The organism is Micromonospora sp. NPDC050187 (assembly GCF_044459745.1).
GTDB lineage: Bacteria > Actinomycetota > Actinomycetes > Mycobacteriales > Micromonosporaceae > Micromonospora.
On the sequence record NZ_JBITJH010000009.1, the window covers coordinates 67,346 to 83,856 of the forward strand.

At 72.3% G+C, this 16,511-nt stretch carries 12 protein-coding genes; 5 read left to right on the forward strand and 7 right to left on the reverse strand.

What is annotated here, in order from left to right; all coding sequences use genetic code 11:
• Window positions 1–134 precede the first annotated feature (134 nt).
• Both ACIBJE_RS16295 and recQ read left to right on the forward strand, forming a co-directional pair.
• Window positions 135–599: a carboxypeptidase-like regulatory domain-containing protein gene (locus ACIBJE_RS16295; RefSeq protein ID WP_396748846.1), complete on the forward strand. Its 465-nt coding sequence runs from the start codon at window positions 135–137 to the stop codon at window positions 597–599.
• Between the two features lie 109 nt (window positions 600–708).
• Complete coding sequence (gene recQ / locus ACIBJE_RS16300; RefSeq protein ID WP_396748849.1) at window positions 709–2,553, forward strand: DNA helicase RecQ; 1,845 nt, start codon at window positions 709–711, stop codon at window positions 2,551–2,553.
• Between the two features lie 15 nt (window positions 2,554–2,568).
• On the opposite strand, the gene ACIBJE_RS16305 is transcribed toward recQ, so the two are convergent.
• The 4 genes from ACIBJE_RS16305 to ACIBJE_RS16320 all read right to left on the reverse strand — a co-directional run bounded on the left by ACIBJE_RS16305 (window position 2,569) and on the right by ACIBJE_RS16320 (window position 6,446).
• A complete protein-coding gene (locus tag ACIBJE_RS16305) occupies window positions 2,569–2,811 on the reverse strand; it encodes a hypothetical protein (RefSeq protein WP_396748850.1) in 243 nt (80 codons plus the stop codon).
• A 36-nt stretch (window positions 2,812–2,847) separates the two neighbouring features.
• Entirely contained in the window at window positions 2,848–3,321 is a 474-nt protein-coding gene (locus ACIBJE_RS16310; RefSeq protein ID WP_396748852.1) for a hypothetical protein, read from the reverse strand.
• Between the two features lie 195 nt (window positions 3,322–3,516).
• Window positions 3,517–5,454 carry an excinuclease ABC subunit UvrC gene (gene uvrC / locus ACIBJE_RS16315; RefSeq protein ID WP_396748854.1) on the reverse strand — a complete coding sequence of 646 codons (1,938 nt, stop codon included), beginning with the start codon at window positions 5,452–5,454 and terminating at the stop codon, window positions 3,517–3,519.
• Between the two features lie 95 nt (window positions 5,455–5,549).
• A complete protein-coding gene (locus tag ACIBJE_RS16320) occupies window positions 5,550–6,446 on the reverse strand; it encodes an endonuclease/exonuclease/phosphatase family protein (protein WP_396748856.1) in 897 nt (298 codons plus the stop codon).
• A gap of 220 nt (window positions 6,447–6,666) precedes the next feature.
• On the opposite strand from ACIBJE_RS16320, the gene ACIBJE_RS16325 reads away from it, so the two are divergent.
• Window positions 6,667–9,909: a penicillin acylase family protein gene (locus tag ACIBJE_RS16325; protein ID WP_396748859.1), complete on the forward strand. Its 3,243-nt coding sequence runs from the start codon at window positions 6,667–6,669 to the stop codon at window positions 9,907–9,909.
• 281 nt (window positions 9,910–10,190) lie between these two features.
• Here the strand turns inward: ACIBJE_RS16325 and ACIBJE_RS16330 are convergent, their stop codons facing one another.
• The 3 genes from ACIBJE_RS16330 to rsgA form a co-directional block, all read right to left on the reverse strand.
• Complete coding sequence (locus tag ACIBJE_RS16330) at window positions 10,191–10,673, reverse strand: Rieske (2Fe-2S) protein (RefSeq protein ID WP_396748862.1); 483 nt, start codon at window positions 10,671–10,673, stop codon at window positions 10,191–10,193.
• Between the two features lie 115 nt (window positions 10,674–10,788).
• Window positions 10,789–13,728 carry an excinuclease ABC subunit UvrA gene (uvrA, locus tag ACIBJE_RS16335; protein ID WP_396748864.1) on the reverse strand — a complete coding sequence of 980 codons (2,940 nt, stop codon included), beginning with the start codon at window positions 13,726–13,728 and terminating at the stop codon, window positions 10,789–10,791.
• Between the two features lie 147 nt (window positions 13,729–13,875).
• Complete coding sequence (rsgA, locus tag ACIBJE_RS16340; RefSeq protein ID WP_396748867.1) at window positions 13,876–14,922, reverse strand: ribosome small subunit-dependent GTPase A; 1,047 nt, start codon at window positions 14,920–14,922, stop codon at window positions 13,876–13,878.
• A 165-nt stretch (window positions 14,923–15,087) separates the two neighbouring features.
• On the opposite strand from rsgA, the gene ACIBJE_RS16345 reads away from it, so the two are divergent.
• Together ACIBJE_RS16345 and ACIBJE_RS16350 are read left to right on the forward strand one after the other, a co-directional pair.
• Window positions 15,088–15,801 carry a maleylpyruvate isomerase family mycothiol-dependent enzyme gene (locus ACIBJE_RS16345; protein WP_396748869.1) on the forward strand — a complete coding sequence of 238 codons (714 nt, stop codon included), beginning with the start codon at window positions 15,088–15,090 and terminating at the stop codon, window positions 15,799–15,801.
• Window positions 15,802–15,808: 7 nt separating this feature from the next.
• On the forward strand, window positions 15,809–16,462 hold the full coding sequence (locus ACIBJE_RS16350; protein ID WP_396748872.1) for an MBL fold metallo-hydrolase: 654 nt from the start codon (window positions 15,809–15,811) through the stop codon (window positions 16,460–16,462).
• Window positions 16,463–16,511 lie beyond the last annotated feature (49 nt).

Consider the following 16,511-nt stretch of genomic DNA (forward strand, 5'->3'; position numbering starts at 1 on the left):
GCCCGGAATTCGTGATAGAAGTTGACCGACGGGGCGGCAGCAGTTACGGGATCCACCCCCTTCGGTTTCCGGAACAATTCGACGGACGGAAGCCCGACTGTCGGAAACAACGCGGAAAGGGGTCGGTCGTCAACATGCGAACACGTCTCGGCACGCTCGGCCTGGCGGTGGTCGTCCTCGGCGCGCTCCTCACCGGATGCCAGGGACGAACCGATTCCGCGGACGCCCCGCCCCCGGCCACCGGCACTCCGGACCGTCCGGTGAGCGACCGGCCGGACAAGCCGGACGACGACACGGATTCCGACGCGGACGACGACCTTCCGCCAGGGAACCGGGGAGTGGTCACCGGGCGTGTCCGCACCCCGTCCGGCGCGCCGGTCGTCGACGCGACGGTCCGGGTACGCTCGCTCGACACTCCCCCGGTGCCGGTGCCGGAACTGGTGGTGACCAGCGACGACGACGGCTACTTCCGGTGGCAACTCGCCCCGGGGCGGTACGAGGTCAGCGTCGTGCCGGCCAACGGCACGTCCCCGGTCGCCGCCCCCGCCGTCGAGGTGCGCGCCAGCGCCCGCCACACCGTCGACATCACGGTCCGCTGAGCTGGCGGCCGTCGCCCCCTCCGGTCGGACCCGTGCCTGCCTCCGGGCGTACGACACACGCCGCCACGCGCGAACGCCCGGCGTCACCCGGCGCTCGTACAATCCCCCGATGGACTCCCCCGGCGCGCTGCGTACCGAAACCCCGTTGGACGTGTTGCGGAGGGTCTTCGGCTACGACTCCTTCCGGGGCTTCCAGCAGGAGGTCGTCGAGCACGTCACCGGCGGCGGCGACGCCCTGGTGCTGATGCCCACCGGTGGCGGCAAGTCGCTCTGCTACCAGATCCCGGCACTGCTGCGCGATGGGGTGGCGGTGGTCGTCTCGCCGCTGATCGCGCTGATGCAGGACCAGGTCGACGCGCTGCGCGCGGTCGGCGTCCGGGCCGGCTTCCTCAACTCCACGCTCGACCCGGACACCCGCCGGCTGGTCGAGGCGGAGTTCGTGGCCGGCGAGATCGACCTGCTCTACCTGGCGCCGGAGGCGTTGGGCAGCCGGGCCACGCTGAACCTGCTCGACCGGGGCCGGATCGCCCTGTTCGCCATCGACGAGGCGCACTGCGTGGCGCAGTGGGGCCACGACTTCCGCCCCGACTACCTGGCCCTGTCGATGCTGCACGAACGCTGGCCGGGGGTGCCGCGCATCGCGCTGACCGCCACCGCGACCTCCGCGACCCGGACCGAGATCGCCACCCGGCTCGACCTGACCGACGCCCGGCACTTCGTCGCCAGCTTCGACCGGCCGAACATCCAGTACCGGATCGTGCCGAAGCGGGAGCCCCGCAAGCAACTGCTCGCCCTGCTCCGCGACGAGCACCCCGGCGACGCCGGCATCGTCTACTGCCTCTCCCGGGCCTCGGTCGACAAGACCGCCGAGTTCCTGGTGGCCAACGGCATCGCCGCGCTGCCGTACCACGCGGGTCTGGACGCGGCGACCCGCGCCACCCACCAGCGGCGGTTCCTGCGCGAGGACGGCCTGGTGATGGTGGCGACCATCGCCTTCGGCATGGGCATCGACAAGCCGGACGTCCGCTTCGTCGCCCACCTGGACCTGCCGAAGTCGGTGGAGGGCTACTACCAGGAGACCGGCCGCGCCGGGCGGGACGGTCTGCCGTCCACCGCCTGGCTCGCGTACGGACTCCAGGACGTGGTCCAGCAGCGCAAGATGATCGACACCTCGGAGGGGGACGTCGCGCATCGGCGTAACCTCGCCGCCCACCTGGACGCGATGCTCGCCCTCTGCGAGACGGTCCGCTGCCGGCGCGGGCAACTGCTGGAGTACTTCGGCCAGCCGGCCACGGCGGCCTGCGGCAACTGCGACACCTGCCTGCACCCGCCGGAGTCCTGGGACGGCACGGTCGCCGCGCAGAAGCTGCTCTCCACGGTTTACCGGCTGGACCGGGAACGCAACCAGCGCTTCGGCGCGGGGCACTGCATCGACATCCTGCTCGGCCGCGGCAACGACAAGATCACCCAGTACCGCCACGACGCCCTGTCCACCTTCGGCATCGGCACCGACCTGCGCGAGGCCGAGTGGCGGGGCGTGGTGCGCCAACTCCTCGCCGAGGGGCTGCTCGCGGTGGAGGGCGACTACGGCACCCTCGCGCTGACCGAGGCGAGCGCCGAGGTGCTCGGCCGGCGGCGCACGGTGATGATGCGCCGCGAGCCGGAACGGCCGGCGAAGGCCGAACGGGTGGCGAAGGCAGGGCGTGGCGGGGCAGCCACCGTGGTCGAGCTGTCGCCGGAGGCCGCGCCGGTCTTCGAGCGGCTCCGGGCCTGGCGGGGGGCGACCGCCAAGGAGCAGGGCGTGCCCGCGTACGTGATCTTCCACGACGCCACGCTGCGGCAGATCGCCAGCGATTCGCCGTCCTCGCTGACCGAGCTGTCCGGGATCAGCGGGGTGGGCGAGAACAAGCTCGCGAAGTACGGCGAGCAGATCCTCGCCGTCCTCAGGGAGTAGTCGCCCAGACCCCGATCAGTTGACACGCAGCTCGTCGGGCCGGCAACCTGCCCCACCACCGGATCCTGTCCGGCTGACCGCCACCGGCCTGTCGAAGTCGTACGGCTCGCTGGAGAACTCTTTGCCGCCGCCGTCGCGGGCGTGCCGCACGTGCGTCAGCAGTTGCGCCGCGAACTGCCGGCCACCCTCCACCACGACGAACCTGCCGGCTGACCCGAGCACGATGACGGCCCGGGAGCCAGTCCCCCGAGCCGTCACCGCCCGTCCCACGCATCGCCCGTTGGGCTGCGGTCTTTACGCGAAGCTGTACTGCGGAGCGTTACAGGCGACGCTGGCCTTGCAGATCCTCACCGCGACCACGGTTCCTTCCGGGATGTCTCCAGACATCCACGGGCTGCAGTACGGGGAGTTGTGGCCACGGGTCGTGGCGAGCCGATCGGTGATCCAGATGCTGCCGGGGTTGATGTCCATCTGTACATCGATGCCCGCACCATCGGCGTGCGTGTCGCAGGCCCTGATCGCGTCGCCCGGGACACCGTTTTCCGGATCGGCGTTGAACTCTCCCGTTCCGAGGATCCAACCTCCTTCGTAGTACTCCAGGAAGAGGTCATCGGCGCCCAGGACGCTGACGTCTCCCCGCGTCTGGACCCCGCCCCGGTCACGGGAACCCGTGTCAGCCTGAGCCTGGGTCTGGCCCATGAGGACAAGAGCGAACGCCGCCAAGGCTGCCATCAGCATTCGGCCGGGCGAGAGGAAGGTGCGTTTCATGCCGCCTCCTGTTCGGGGGCAGGCAGAATCCTCACTACACCCATGGCCCCCGTAGTCATGAGTTAGCTCCCCGACACTCTCAGTTATCTCAGCAGAGGTCGATCCCTTGTATCGAAGTGTGTGATTACTCACTTGACCCAATAGCCGCAACCTAGTTGTAGTGCCCGCCGGCCGGGACAGCTCCGCATGTGTGGGTCAGGAGCGGGCCGTTTGCTCGCCCGCGCCGAGCGCCGCCAGGATCGCCTCGGCGGTGCGCGGGCCGATGCCGGGGACCTCGGTGATCTCGTCGACGGTGGCCGCCGAGACCCGCTTCAGCGAGCCGAAGTGCCGCAGCAGCGCCTTGCGGCGGACCTCACCGAGACCGGGCACGGTGTCCAGCGCGGACTCGGTCATCCGCTTGGATCGGCGCTGCCGGTGGAAGGTGATGGCGAACCGGTGCGCCTCGTCGCGAACCCGTTGCAGCAGGTAGAGCGCCTCGGAGGTGCGCGGCAGGATGACCGGGAACTCGTCGTCGGGGAGCCAGACCTCCTCCAGCCGCTTGGCCAACCCGCAGAGCGCCACGTCGTCGACGCCGAGGCCGGCCAGGGCCGTCGCGGCGGCGGCCACCTGCGGCGGGCCACCGTCGACCACCACCAGCTGCGGCGGGTACGCGAACTTCCGGGGCCGGCCGGTGGTGGGGTCGATCCCCGGACGGTCGGGGTCGGTGGCCGTCTCGTCGCCGATCTCGCCGGTCTCGGCGCGCGTGTCCAGGTAGCGGGCGAACCGGCGGCGCAGCACCTCGGACATGGCCGACAGGTCGTCGGTCGCGCCCCGCACGATGAACCGGCGGTACTCGCTCTTGCGTGGCAGGCCGTCCTCGAAGACCACCATGCTGGCCACCACGTCGGTGCCCTGCATCTGGGAGACGTCGTAACACTCGATGCGCAGCGGGGAGGTGTCCATCCCCAGCGCCTCGGCGATCTCGTCGAGAGCCTGGCTGCGGGTGGTCAGGTCACCGGCGCGGCGCAGCTTGTGCCGGGCGAGGACGTCCTTGGCGTTGCGACCGACCGTCTCCAGCAGGGCCCGCTTGTCGCCGCGCTGCGGCACCCGCAGCGTGACCCGGCTGCCCCGCCGGGTGGAGAGCCAGTCGGCGAGCGCGTCGGCGTCGCCGGGCAGTTCGGGGACGAGCAGCTCGCGGGGCACGTCGGTCTCGCCCTGCTCCCCGCCGTACACCTGGGTGCAGAAGTGGTGGACGAGGTCGCCGGTGGTGAGCTCCTCGGTCTTCTCCACCACCCAGCCGCGCTGGCCCCGGACCCGCCCGTCGCGGACGTGGAAGACCTGGACGGCGGCCTCCAGGGGGTCGTCGGCGAAGGCGACCACGTCGGCGTCGGTGCCGTCGCCGAGCACGACGGTCTGCTTCTCCATCGCCCGGCGCAGGGCGGCGACGTCGTCGCGGAGCCGGGCGGCGCGCTCGAACTCCAGTTGCTCGCTCGCCTCGGTCATCTCGCGTTCGAGCCGGCGGACCATGGTGTCGGTGCGACCGGCCATGAAGTCACAGAAGCCGTCGACGATGTCCCGGTGCTGCTCGGCGGTGACGCTGCCCACGCAGGGCGCGGAGCACTTGCCGATGTACCCCAGGAGGCAGGGCCGGCCGACCTGGCCGGCCCGCTTGAACACCCCGGCGGAGCAGGTCCGCGCGGGGAAGACCCGCAGCAGCAGGTCGAGCGTCTCGCGGATCGCCCAGGCGTGCGAGTACGGCCCGAAGTAGCGCACCCCCTTGCGCTTCGCGCCGCGCATCACCTGGAGTCGGGGGTACTCCTCGTCGAGCGTGACGGCGAGGTACGGGTACGACTTGTCGTCCCGGTAGCGGACGTTGAAGCGCGGGTCGTACTGCTTGATGTAGAGGAATTCGAGCTGGAGCGCCTCGACCTCGGTGGCCACCGAGGTCCACTCCACCGACTCGGCGGTGAAGACCATCTGCCGGGTGCGCTGGTGCAGCCCGACCGGGTCGGCGAAGTAGGAGTTGAGGCGGCTGCGCAGGTTCTTGGCCTTGCCGACGTAGATGACCCGACCGGTGCCGTCCCGGAACCGGTAGACCCCGGGGGACTCGGGGATGGTGCCGGGGGCGGGGCGGTACGTCGACGGGTCGGCCACGCCTTCGAGCGTAGTCGCTGGGGCCGACACTCCCGGTGTCCGGCGGGCCGCCCCGGCCGGTGCCGTCCGCGCCGCCCGCCGGCACCCCCTGACGGTCAGGCGGAGAGGCTCCAGGAGAACCAGGCGGCGTGCGGGTAGTGGTCGGAGAGCGGTTCGCCGGCCGGGTCCAGGAACCGCTGGTGCTCGTTGTGGTAGCGGCTCAGCTGGAGTCGGACCGTCTGGTTGCTCCGGTAGAGGATCTTGTCGACCACCTCGCAGGCGTTGGTGACGTTGGCCGGGTCGCAGGTCAGCGCCGGGCTGCCGAGCGCCGGGGGCACGCCGCCGCGTTCCTGCTGCACCCACGCGTCGGTGAGGCCGTTGGCGGCGACCAGTTCCCGGATGGTGTCGCCGGTGCGGGTGTAGCGGACGTTCAGGTCGCCCATCACGACCACCGCGTTGCCGGCGGAGTTGGCCGTGATGTACGCGGAGAGCTGGGCGAGGTTGTCCCGCCGGGCGGCGAGGTCCCGCTCGTCGCTGCCGGCGTTGGCGTGCACGTTGTAGAAGTCGACGTACACCCCCTCGGCCAGCTGGATCCGGGAGGCGGTGAAGCCCTTCGGGGTGAGACAGTCGGTGCCGGCGCACCGGTTCCAGGTCACCCGCTGGAAGTTCGCGTACGGCAGGTTCGACATGGTGTTCAGGCCGCTGCCGAAGGGCACCGGGCCGCTGGTCCGCGTCCGGTACGGGTGCCGGTCGGTGGCGTACAGGTCGGAGTGGTAGTTGAAGTCCTCCTGGACGTGCACGATGTCGTACGCGTTGACGCGTTCCCCGATCGGCCGGGTGTTGACGTCCGGGTTGCTGCCGGAGAGCGGCTCGGGCAGGCCGGCGACGTTGTAGGTGAGCACCGAGAAGGCGCCCGTGGCGGCGGCCGGCTCGGACGCCGTCGCAGCGGATGTCGGCGCGGAGACCAGGGCGGCGAGCAGCGCCGCCGACGCGAGCAGGCGTACGGCGATCATCCGGTGTCCTTTCTCGACGGTGGGCCGCGCCCGACCCGGCCACGGCACAGGGATCGAAGGCTATCGAGCAACTGCGGCACACTCAACACCTCGGACAGGGACCTCGATTGATGTCTTCCCATGCCGGCCGGTCCGGCCTACCATCCGGTAACCGAATGTTCTTCACGTAACACCCGGCACTCCCGTCCCGCGTCATGATCCCCAGCTAGCGGAGGATCACATGTCCCGTCCCGCCACCACCCGTCGCCTGCTGGCCGGCGCGACCGCCGTCGTCGGCCTCGCCGCCCTGCTCGTCTCCCCCACCCCTCCCCCGGCGGACGCCGCACCCGCCGTCGTCGGAAAGGCCACCGGCACCACCACGTTCGCCGCCAACGACTACTGCCTGGGCGAGTGCGGCGACATCGTGCCGCCCGGCCAGAACGGCAACGCCACCCTGGTCGAGATCCTCGCCCACCAGACCCTCGGCACCCTGCCCCGGCACTCCGGCGACCAGCTCGGCCGGTACGCCGACCTGGTCTACGGCTACGCCGGGCTGCGCGAGGACCAGATCGGGTCGTTCTTCAACGACGCGTCCTTCGGCGTGCCGCCCAACCAGGTCGAACGGAACTACTCGCCGCGCGCCGACGTGCGGATCGTGCGGGACCGGGCCACCGGTGTCCCGCACATCACCGGCACCACCCGGGCCGGCACCATGTACGGCGCCGGGTACGCCGGGGCCGAGGACCGGCTCTTCACCATCGACCTGCTGCGGCACGTCGGGCGGGGCACCCTCACCCCGTTCGCCGGAGGCGCGCCCGGCAACCGGGCCCTGGAGCAGAGCGTCTGGCGCAACTCGCCGTACACCGAGGCCGACCTCCAGGCCCAGGTCGACGCGCTGCGCACCAGGGGTCCGCGCGGCGCGCAGCTCTACGCCGACGTGCAGGAGTACATCGCCGGCATCAACGCCTACGTCCAGGACTGCATGGACGACCGCAACTGCCCCGGCGAGTACGTGCTGACCGGACACCTCGACGCGATCACCAACGAGGGCGGCCCGGAGCCGTTCACCATGACCGACCTGATCGCCATCGCCGGGGTGGTCGGCGGCCTGTTCGGCGGCGGGGGCGGCACCGAGATGCAGTCCGCGCTGGTCCGCATCGCCGCCCGGGCCAAGTACGGCCCGACCGAGGGCGACCGGGTGTGGAACGCCTTCCGGGGGCAGAACGACCCGGAGGCCGTCCTGACCCTGCACGACGGGCAGAGCTTCCCGTACGGTGCCGCCGACCCGAACGCCCCGAGTGTGGCGCTGCCCGACGCCGGCTCGGCCCGCCCCGAGCCGGTCTTCACCGACCCCACCGGCTCCGCCGGCAGCAACGCCCCCACCCGGGGCGCGGACCTGGCCGCCGCGCTCTCCGGGCTGACCATCAGCCCGGCCAACCGGGGCATGTCCAACGCCGCCGTGATCTCCGCCGCGCACTCCAAGACCGGCCACCCGATCGCCGTCTTCGGCCCGCAGACCGGCTACTTCGCGCCGCAGCTGCTGATGGTCCAGGAGTTGCAGGGGCCGGGGATCAGCGCCCGGGGCGCCGCCTTCGCCGGCCTGAACCTCTACGTGCTGCTCGGCCGGGGTCAGGACTACGCGTGGAGCGCGACCTCCGCCAACCAGGACATCACCGACACGTACGCGGTGCCGCTCTGCACTCCCGACGGCAGCGCGCCGACGCCGACCAGCGACCACTACCTGTTCCGCGGCCAGTGCCTGCCGATGGAGAAGCTGTCCCACGTCAACGCGTGGAAGCCCACCCTGGCCGACGGCACGCCTGCCGGGTCGTACCGGCTGGTCGCCTGGCGGACGAAGCTGGGCCTGGTGGCCTGGCGCGGCACGGTGGGCGGCCGGCCGCACGCCTTCACCCAGCTACGCTCCACCTACCGGCACGAGGCCGTCTCGGCGATCGGCTTCCAGATGTTCAACGACCCGGCCCTGATGGGCTCCGCCGACGCCTTCATCGCCTCGGCGAACAACGTCGAGTACGCCTTCAACTGGTTCTACGTCAACTCCACCGAGTCGGCGTACCTGACCTCCGGCCTGCACCCGTTGCGCGCCGCCGGGGCCAACCCGAACCTGCCGATGCGGGCCGAGCCGGCGTACGAGTGGCAGGGCTACGACCCGGCCACCAACACCGCCCGGTACGCGCCGCTCGCCACCCACCCGCAGTCGAAGAACCAGGACTACTACATCAGCTGGAACAACAAGCAGGCCAAGGACTTCGGCGCGGCCGACGGCAACTTCAGCTTCGGCGCGGTGCACCGGGGCGACCTGCTCGACAAGCCGATCAAGGCGGCCCTCGCAGCCGGTCAGAAGTTCGACCGGGCCTCGCTCACCTCGCTGGTGGAACAGGCCGGCCTGACCGACCTGCGGGGCGTCGAGGTGCTCGACGAGCTGATCCGGGTGCTGGAGAGCCAGCCGGTCACCGACGCCACCCTGGCCGCCGAGATCAGCCGGCTCAAGGCGTGGCGGCAGGACGGCGCACTGCGGGTGGAGACCACGAAGGGCTCGAAGGTCTACCGGCACGCCGAGGCGATCCGCACCTTCGACGCCTGGTGGCCGCTGCTGGTCCGGGGGATGTTCAAGGCCCCGCTCGGCGACGACCTCTACCAGGCACTGGTGAACACCCTGGCGATCAACGAGTCCCCCTCCGGCCACCAGTCCGGCGACAAGTCGACCCTGCCCGGCTCGGCGAGCACCACCCAGCTGCACAAGGGTTCGGCGTTCCAGTACGGCTGGTGGGGCTGGGTCGACAAGGACCTGCGCGCGGTGCTCGGCGCCCCGGTCTCCGGTGGCCTCGGCCGCACCCACTGCGGGAACGGCAGCCTCGCCGGATGTCGGCAGATCCTGCTCGACACGCTCGGCACGGCGGCGGCGACCCCGGCCACCCAGACCTACCCGGGGGACAGCACCTGCGCGGCCGGCGACCAGTGGTGCGCCGACGCGATCGTCCAGTCACCGCTGGGTGGGATCACCCACGCCCCGATCGCCTGGCAGAACCGACCCACCTACCAGCAGGTCGTCTCCTTCCCGGCGAAGCGTGGCGACGACCTGACCAACCTGGCCGCCCAGCGGTCGGTGACCGCGTCGAGCAGCCAGCTCGGCTACCCCGCCGGGCGGGCGGTGGACGGGGATCCGGGCACCCGGTGGGCCAGTTCCCGGGCCGACGACCAGTGGCTCACCGTCGACCTGGGCTCGGCCCGACCGGTCGGCCGGGTGGTGCTGGCCTGGGAGGAGGCGTACGCGCGGTCGTACCGGATCGAGGTCTCTTCCGACGGGAGCACCTGGCGCACCGTCTGGTCGACCACGGCCAGCGACGGCGGCACCGACGCACTCACCTTTCCCACCGAGAACGCCCGGTACGTCCGCATGCGCGGCCTGACCCGGGCCACCACCTACGGCTTCTCCCTCTGGGAGATGGCGGTGTACGCCCACTGACCCCGCCGTGACTGGGACGAGCGACAGATCCGGCGGGGGGGGGCCCCGGGGCCCCGGCCCCCCCCCCCCCGGGGCCGCCCCCCCCCCCCCCGCCCGGCCCCCCCCCCCCCCCCACGAGAACCACCCCCCGCGGGCGGTGCGGGCGCCCCCCCCCCCCCCCCCCCGGCGGGGCGGGGGGGGCCCCCCCCCCCCCCCCCCCCGCCCCCCCCGCCCCCCCCCCGCCCCCCCCCCCCGCGCCCCCCGCCCCCCCCCCCCCCCCCCCCCCCCCCCCCGGGGCCGCGTCAGGCCAGGCGGATCTGGTCGCCGTCGACGACGATCTCCTTCGCCGGCAGCGGCTGCTTGGCCGGGCCGCCCTGCACCGAGCCGTCCTCGATCGAGAACCTGCTGTTGTGGCAGGTGCAGATGATGTTTCCGCCGTCGATCTTCGACACCGGGCACTTCTGGTGGGTGCAGATCGGGCTGAACCCCTTGAACACCCCGGCGCTGGGCTGGGTGACCACCACGCCCTTGCTGGCGAAGATGACCCCGCCGCCCACCGGGACGTCGGCGGTGCCGACGATGGCGTCGGCCGCACCCCGGTCGCCGCCCGCGTCGGCGCTGGGCGACACTCCCGGACCGCCGCTGGTCGGGGCGGCCGAGCCGGAACCCGTCGGCTCGTCGTCCCCGCCGCAGGCGGTCAGGACGACCGCCGCGCCGAGCGCACCGGCCCCGGCGAGCAGGGTGCGGCGGGTGGCCGGCCCGGTCAGCCCGTTGTCGTCACTCATGCCCAACCTCTCTATCGGCTCCGTGCCGCATCCCATGATCCGCGGTCACACCAGGGAGACACGAACCACTGTGCTGGACGGTTCAACCACCACCCGGGGCGACACCCCGCTCACGTCAGCGGGACCGGGCCGGCGCCCGCCGGGTGGTACGACGGCCGGCGTTGGCCTTCGCCGCCCGGCCGGTGGCCGCCGTCGCGCCCCGGGCCTCGCCGTCGAGGCCGAGCACCGGTCGCAGGAACTGGCCGGTGTGGCTCTCGGCGACCTCGGCGACCTCCTCCGGGGTGCCGGTGGCGAGCACGGTGCCGCCCCGGTGGCCACCCTCCGGGCCCATGTCGATCAGCCAGTCGGCGCTCTTGATCACGTCGAGGTTGTGCTCGATCGTGATCACCGTGTTGCCCTTGTCGACCAGCCCCTCCAGGACCATCAGCAGCTTGCGGATGTCCTCGAAGTGCAGGCCGGTGGTGGGCTCGTCGAGCACGTAGACCGTCCGGCCGGTGGAGCGCTTCTGCAACTCGGAGGCGAGCTTGACCCGCTGCGCCTCGCCGCCGGAGAGGGTCGGGGCGGGCTGGCCGAGCCGGACGTAGCCGAGACCGACGTCGACCAGGGTCTTCAGGTGGCGGTGGATCGCCGGGATCGCGGAGAAGAACTCGGCCGCCTCCTCGATCGGCATGTCCAGCACGTCGGCGACGGTCCGGCCCTTGTAGTGCACCTCCAGGGTCTCCCGGTTGTACCGGGCGCCCTTGCAGACCTCGCAGGGGACGTACACGTCGGGCAGGAAGTTCATCTCGATCTTGAGAGTGCCGTCACCGGAGCAGGCCTCGCACCGGCCGCCCTTGACGTTGAACGAGAACCGGCCCGGCCCGTACCCCCGGACCTTCGCCTCGGTGGTCTCGGCGAAGAGCTTGCGGACGTGGTCCCAGACCCCGGTGTAGGTGGCCGGGTTCGACCGGGGGGTCCGGCCGATCGGTGACTGGTCGACGCCGACGACCTTGTCGACGTGCTCCAGGCCGGTGATCCGGGTGTGCCGGCCGGGCACCAGCCGGGCCCCGTTGATCTGGTTGGCCAGCACCGCGTAGAGGATGTCGTTGACCAGGGTCGACTTGCCCGAGCCGCTGACCCCGGTGACCGCGATGAGCTGCCCGAGCGGGAACGCCACGGTCAGGTTGCGCAGGTTGTGCTCCCGCGCGCCGTGCACGACCAGCTCCCGGTCCGGGGTCTGCGGGCGGCGCTGGGGCGGCGTCGGGATCGACTTCCGCCCGGAGAGGTACGCCCCGGTGACCGACTCGGTGTTCTCCAGCAGGGCGGGCACCGAGCCGGAGTGCACGATCCGGCCGCCGTGCTCGCCCGCGCCCGGCCCGATGTCGACGATCCAGTCGGCGACCCGGATGGTGTCCTCGTCGTGCTCGACCACGATCAGCGTGTTGCCCAGGCCGCGCAGCCGCAGCAGGGTCTCGATCAGGCGGTGGTTGTCCCGCTGGTGCAGGCCGATCGACGGCTCGTCGAGCACGTAGAGCACGCCGACCAGGCCGGACCCGATCTGGGTGGCGAGCCGGATCCGCTGCGCCTCGCCGCCGGAGAGGGTGCCCGCCGGGCGGTCGAGGGAGAGGTAGTCCAGGCCGACGTCGAGCAGGAACCGCAGCCGGGCGTTGATCTCCTTGAGCACCCGCTCGGCGATCATCTTCTGCCGGTCGGTCAGCTCGATGCCGGCGAGCAGCTCGGCGCACTCCCCCACCGACAGGTTGCACACCTCGGCGATGCTCTTGCCGGCCAGGGTGACCGCGAGCACCTCGGGCTTGAGCCGGGCGCCGCCGCAGGCCGCACAGGGCACGTCCCGCATGTAGCCCTCGTACTTCTCCCGCGACCACTCCGACTCGGTGTCGGTGTGCCGGCGCTCGATCCACTGCACCACGCCCTCGAAGCCGGTGTAGTAGGAACGCTCGCGGCCGTACTTGTTGCGGTACCGCACGTGCACCTGGTCGCCGGAGCCGTGCAGGATGGTCTTCTGCGCCCGCCCGGGCAGCGCCCGCCACGGGGTGTCCAGGTCGAAGTGCTCGCTCTCGCCGAGCGCCTCCAGCAGGCGGAGGAAGTACTCCAGGTTGTGCCCGGTGCCCCAGGGCTGGATCGCGCCCTCGCGCAGGGTGCGCTCCGGGTCGGGGATGATCAGCTCCGGGTCGACCTCCTTCTTGGTGCCCAGACCGGTGCACTCGGGGCAGGCGCCGTACGGGGCGTTGAAGGAGAACACCCGGGGTTCCAGGTCCTCGATGGCGAGCGGGTGGTCGTTCGGGCAGGCCAGGTGCTCGGAGTAGCGGCGTTCCCGCTCCGGGTCGTCCTCGGCCAGGTCGACGAAGTCGAGCAGGACCAGCCCGCCGGAGAGCCCGAGCGCGGCCTCGACCGAGTCGGTCAGCCGCTGCTTGGCGCTGGGCTTGACGGTGAGCCGGTCGATCACCACCTCGATGGTGTGCTTCTCCTGCTTCTTCAGCTTCGGCGGCTCGGTCAGCGGGTGCACCACGCCGTCGACCCGGGCCCGGGCGTAGCCCTTGGCCTGGAGTTCGGCGAAGAGGTCGACGTACTCGCCCTTGCGTCCGCGCACCACCGGCGCGAGCACCATGAACCGGGTGCCCTCGGTCATGGCGAGGACCCGGTCGACGATCTGCTGCGGGCTCTGCTTGGAGATCCGCTCACCGCAGACCGGGCAGTGCGGTTCACCGACGCGGGCGAAGAGCAGCCGAAGGTAGTCGTAGACCTCGGTGATGGTGCCGACGGTGGAGCGCGGGTTGCGCGAGGTCGACTTCTGGTCGATCGAGACGGCCGGGCTGAGCCCCTCGATGAAGTCGACGTCGGGCTTGTCCATCTGGCCGAGGAACTGCCGGGCGTACGAGGACAGCGACTCGACGTAGCGCCGCTGCCCCTCGGCGAAGATCGTGTCGAAGGCCAGGCTCGACTTGCCCGAACCGGAGAGTCCGGTGAAGACGATCAGCGCGTCCCGGGGCAGGTCGAGACTGACGTCACGCAGGTTGTGCTCGCGCGCGCCACGGATTATCAGGCGGTCGGCCACTGTCCGAGTACTCCAGGATTTGAGGAAGATGATGCGATCTGTCCCGCTCTGATGGTGAACCGAGCGGTCGTTACGACGCAGGAAAGGCGCCCCGGCAACTCTAGCCCCGGGGTACGACACTTTCCCGCGCCGACGCATTCCCCCAGCTCAGGGCCGGGCGCTGTGCCGCCGGCCGCGCCGCCACCCGCCCCGCCGCTCGGCGGCCAGCCGGACCTCCCGCCGCCGGCTCTCGACGGTCAACTCCCGTTGGAGCTTGCGCCAGCTCTCCCAGCGCCGCGCGGTCAGCTCGCCGCTCTCCAGCGCCGCCCGGACCGCGCACCCCGGCTCGACCGCGTGCCCGCAGTCGGCGAACCGGCACGTCGAGGCCAGTGCCGTGACGTCGGCGAACGCCCGGTCCAGACCGTCGGCGCCGTCCAACAACCCGACCGCCCGCACGCCCGGGGTGTCCAGGACCGCACCGCCACCGGGAATCGGCACCAACGCCCGCCAGGTGGTGGTGTGCCGCCCCTTGCCGTCGACCCGCCGAATCGCCTGGGTCGGCATCACCACCGCCCCGGCCAGCGCGTTGACCAGGCTCGACTTGCCCGCTCCGGAGATTCCGAGCAGTCCGAGCGTCCGGCCCGGGGCGACCTCGGCGCGCAGCGGGTCCAGCCCCACCCCGCCCTCCGCGCTGACCGGCAGCACCGGCACGTCCGGGGCGACCCGGGCCAACTGGCGGGCCACCGCCGCCGCGTCCGCCGCGAGGTCGGCCTTGCTCAGCACGACCAGCGGCCGGGCACCGGAGGCGTGCACCAGCGAGAGCAGCCGCTCCAGCCGGGCGGCGTCCGGCGCGGGGTGCACCGGCTCGACCACGGCGACGGCGTCCAGGTTCGCCGCCAGCACCTGCCCGCTGGCGTCCCGGCCGGCGGTACGCCGGACGAGCGCCGTCCGGCGGGGCAGCACCCTCTCCACGGTGACCGGGCCGTCCGGCCAGGTGCCCAGCAGCACCCAGTCGCCGGCACAGGGCAGGCTGGTCAGGTCGCGTGCCGCAGCGGCCAGGACCGCACCGCCCAGACTCGCCCGGACCGGCCCCTCGGCGCACAGCACCGTGCAGACCCCCCGGTCGACCCGGGCCACCCGGCCGGGACGCTGCCCGCGCCGGACGGCCGCCGCGCGGGCGGTGTCCCAGCCGAGGGCGGTGAGATCGATCGTCATGGCATCCCCATCGGTTGCGAACGAGTGGTGGACGGGCACGCGGCCAGCGGAAACACCCCCGTCCCGAAGCCGTCACCTACGTCGACGTCGACGGTAGGTGGCCCACCGACACGCCGAAACCGATTTCCGCCGGCACGCCGCCACCGTGAGGGATAGGGTCACCAGGTGACCGATCCGCTTCTGCTCTCCGGCGAGGTGGACGCCGCCACGGACCGCCTGCTCCGCACCGCCGCGCGCTTCGACGCCGCCGAACTCGCCGCCGCGTCGCTGCTGCCCGGCTGGACGCGGGGCCACGTCCTGGCCCACCTGGCCCGTAACGCCGACGCGCTGGTCAACCTGCTCACCGCCGCCCGCAGCGGCGAGCACGTCCCGATGTACGCCAGCGCGACCGCCCGGGAGACGGACATCGCCACCGGCGCGTCCCGACCGCCCGAGGCCCACCTGGACGACCTGCGCCGCTGCGCCGACCGGTTCGCCGAGGCGGTCGCCGCCATGCCGGTCGAGGCGTGGGCCGCCACCGTACGGGGGCGACGCGGCCCGTTGCCGGCGGCCACCCTCGTCTGGGGTCGGTTGCGGGAGATCGAGGTGCACCACGTCGACCTCGCCGCCGACTACCGCCCGGCCGACTGGTCGGAGCCCTTCGCCCACCGGCTGCTGCACGAGGTGACCGCCGGGCTGGCCGACCGGGCCGACACCCCCGCCATGGTGCTGCGCTTCGACGGCGCCCGGCATGAGCTCGTCGTCGGCACCGCCGAGCACGCCCCGACGATCACCGGCACCGCTCCCGAGCTGGCCGCCTGGCTCACCGGCCGCTCCGAGGGCCGGACGCTCACCGTCGTCCCCGACGGCGCTCTCCCGATCCCACCCGAATGGATGTAGAACCCCGATGACCTACCGCGGAGACGTCACCCCCGGCGGCCCGCCGGCCGTGCGCGAACTCGACCGGCTCACCATCACCAAGCTGTCCGTGGGGCCGATGGACAACAACGCCTACCTGCTGCGGTGCCGGGCCACCGGCGACCAGGTGCTCGTCGACGCCGCCAACGAGGCGCCCCGCCTGCTCGACCTGGTCGGCGACGCCGGTCTGACCGCCGTGGTCACCACCCACCAGCACATGGACCACTGGGTGGCCCTGGAGGAGGTGGTGGCGGCCACCGGCGCCCGGTCGCTCGTGCACGCGGACGACGCCGGGGGGCTGCCGATCCCGTCGGAGACGCTGACCGACGGCGACACCGTCGCGGTCGGCGACTGCGCGCTGGAGGTGATCCACATCGTCGGGCACACCCCCGGCTCGATCGCCCTGCTCTACCGCGACCCGGCCGGCACCCCGCACCTGTTCACCGGGGACTCGTTGTTCCCCGGTGGCGTGGGCAACACGGACAAGGACCCGGAGCGGTTCGCCTCGCTCATCGACGACGTCGAGCACAAGCTGTTCGGCCGGCTGCCCGACGACACCTGGTTCTATCCCGGCCACGGCAAGGACTCCACGCTCGGCGCGGAACGCCCGGCGGTGCCGCAGTGGCGGGCCCGCGGCTGGTAGACCGCCCTTCGTGGCGAGGATGCTCGGGGTCGACCGCCGTCGGCTCCGG

What these genes read in the sequence shown, in the direction of transcription:
- ACIBJE_RS16350 (WP_396748872.1), top strand. Translation starts at nt 15,809, where the DNA reads ATGACCTACCGCGGAGACGTCACCCCCGGCGGCCCGCCGGCCGTGCGC.
- ACIBJE_RS16320 (WP_396748856.1), bottom strand. Translation starts at nt 6,446, where the DNA reads ATGATCGCCGTACGCCTGCTCGCGTCGGCGGCGCTGCTCGCCGCCCTG.
- ACIBJE_RS16325 (WP_396748859.1), top strand. Translation starts at nt 6,667, where the DNA reads ATGTCCCGTCCCGCCACCACCCGTCGCCTGCTGGCCGGCGCGACCGCC.
- ACIBJE_RS16330 (WP_396748862.1), bottom strand. Translation starts at nt 10,673, where the DNA reads ATGAGTGACGACAACGGGCTGACCGGGCCGGCCACCCGCCGCACCCTG.
- ACIBJE_RS16310 (WP_396748852.1), bottom strand. Translation starts at nt 3,321, where the DNA reads ATGAAACGCACCTTCCTCTCGCCCGGCCGAATGCTGATGGCAGCCTTG.
- rsgA (WP_396748867.1), bottom strand. Translation starts at nt 14,922, where the DNA reads ATGACGATCGATCTCACCGCCCTCGGCTGGGACACCGCCCGCGCGGCG.
- ACIBJE_RS16295 (WP_396748846.1), top strand. Translation starts at nt 135, where the DNA reads ATGCGAACACGTCTCGGCACGCTCGGCCTGGCGGTGGTCGTCCTCGGC.
- recQ (WP_396748849.1), top strand. Translation starts at nt 709, where the DNA reads ATGGACTCCCCCGGCGCGCTGCGTACCGAAACCCCGTTGGACGTGTTG.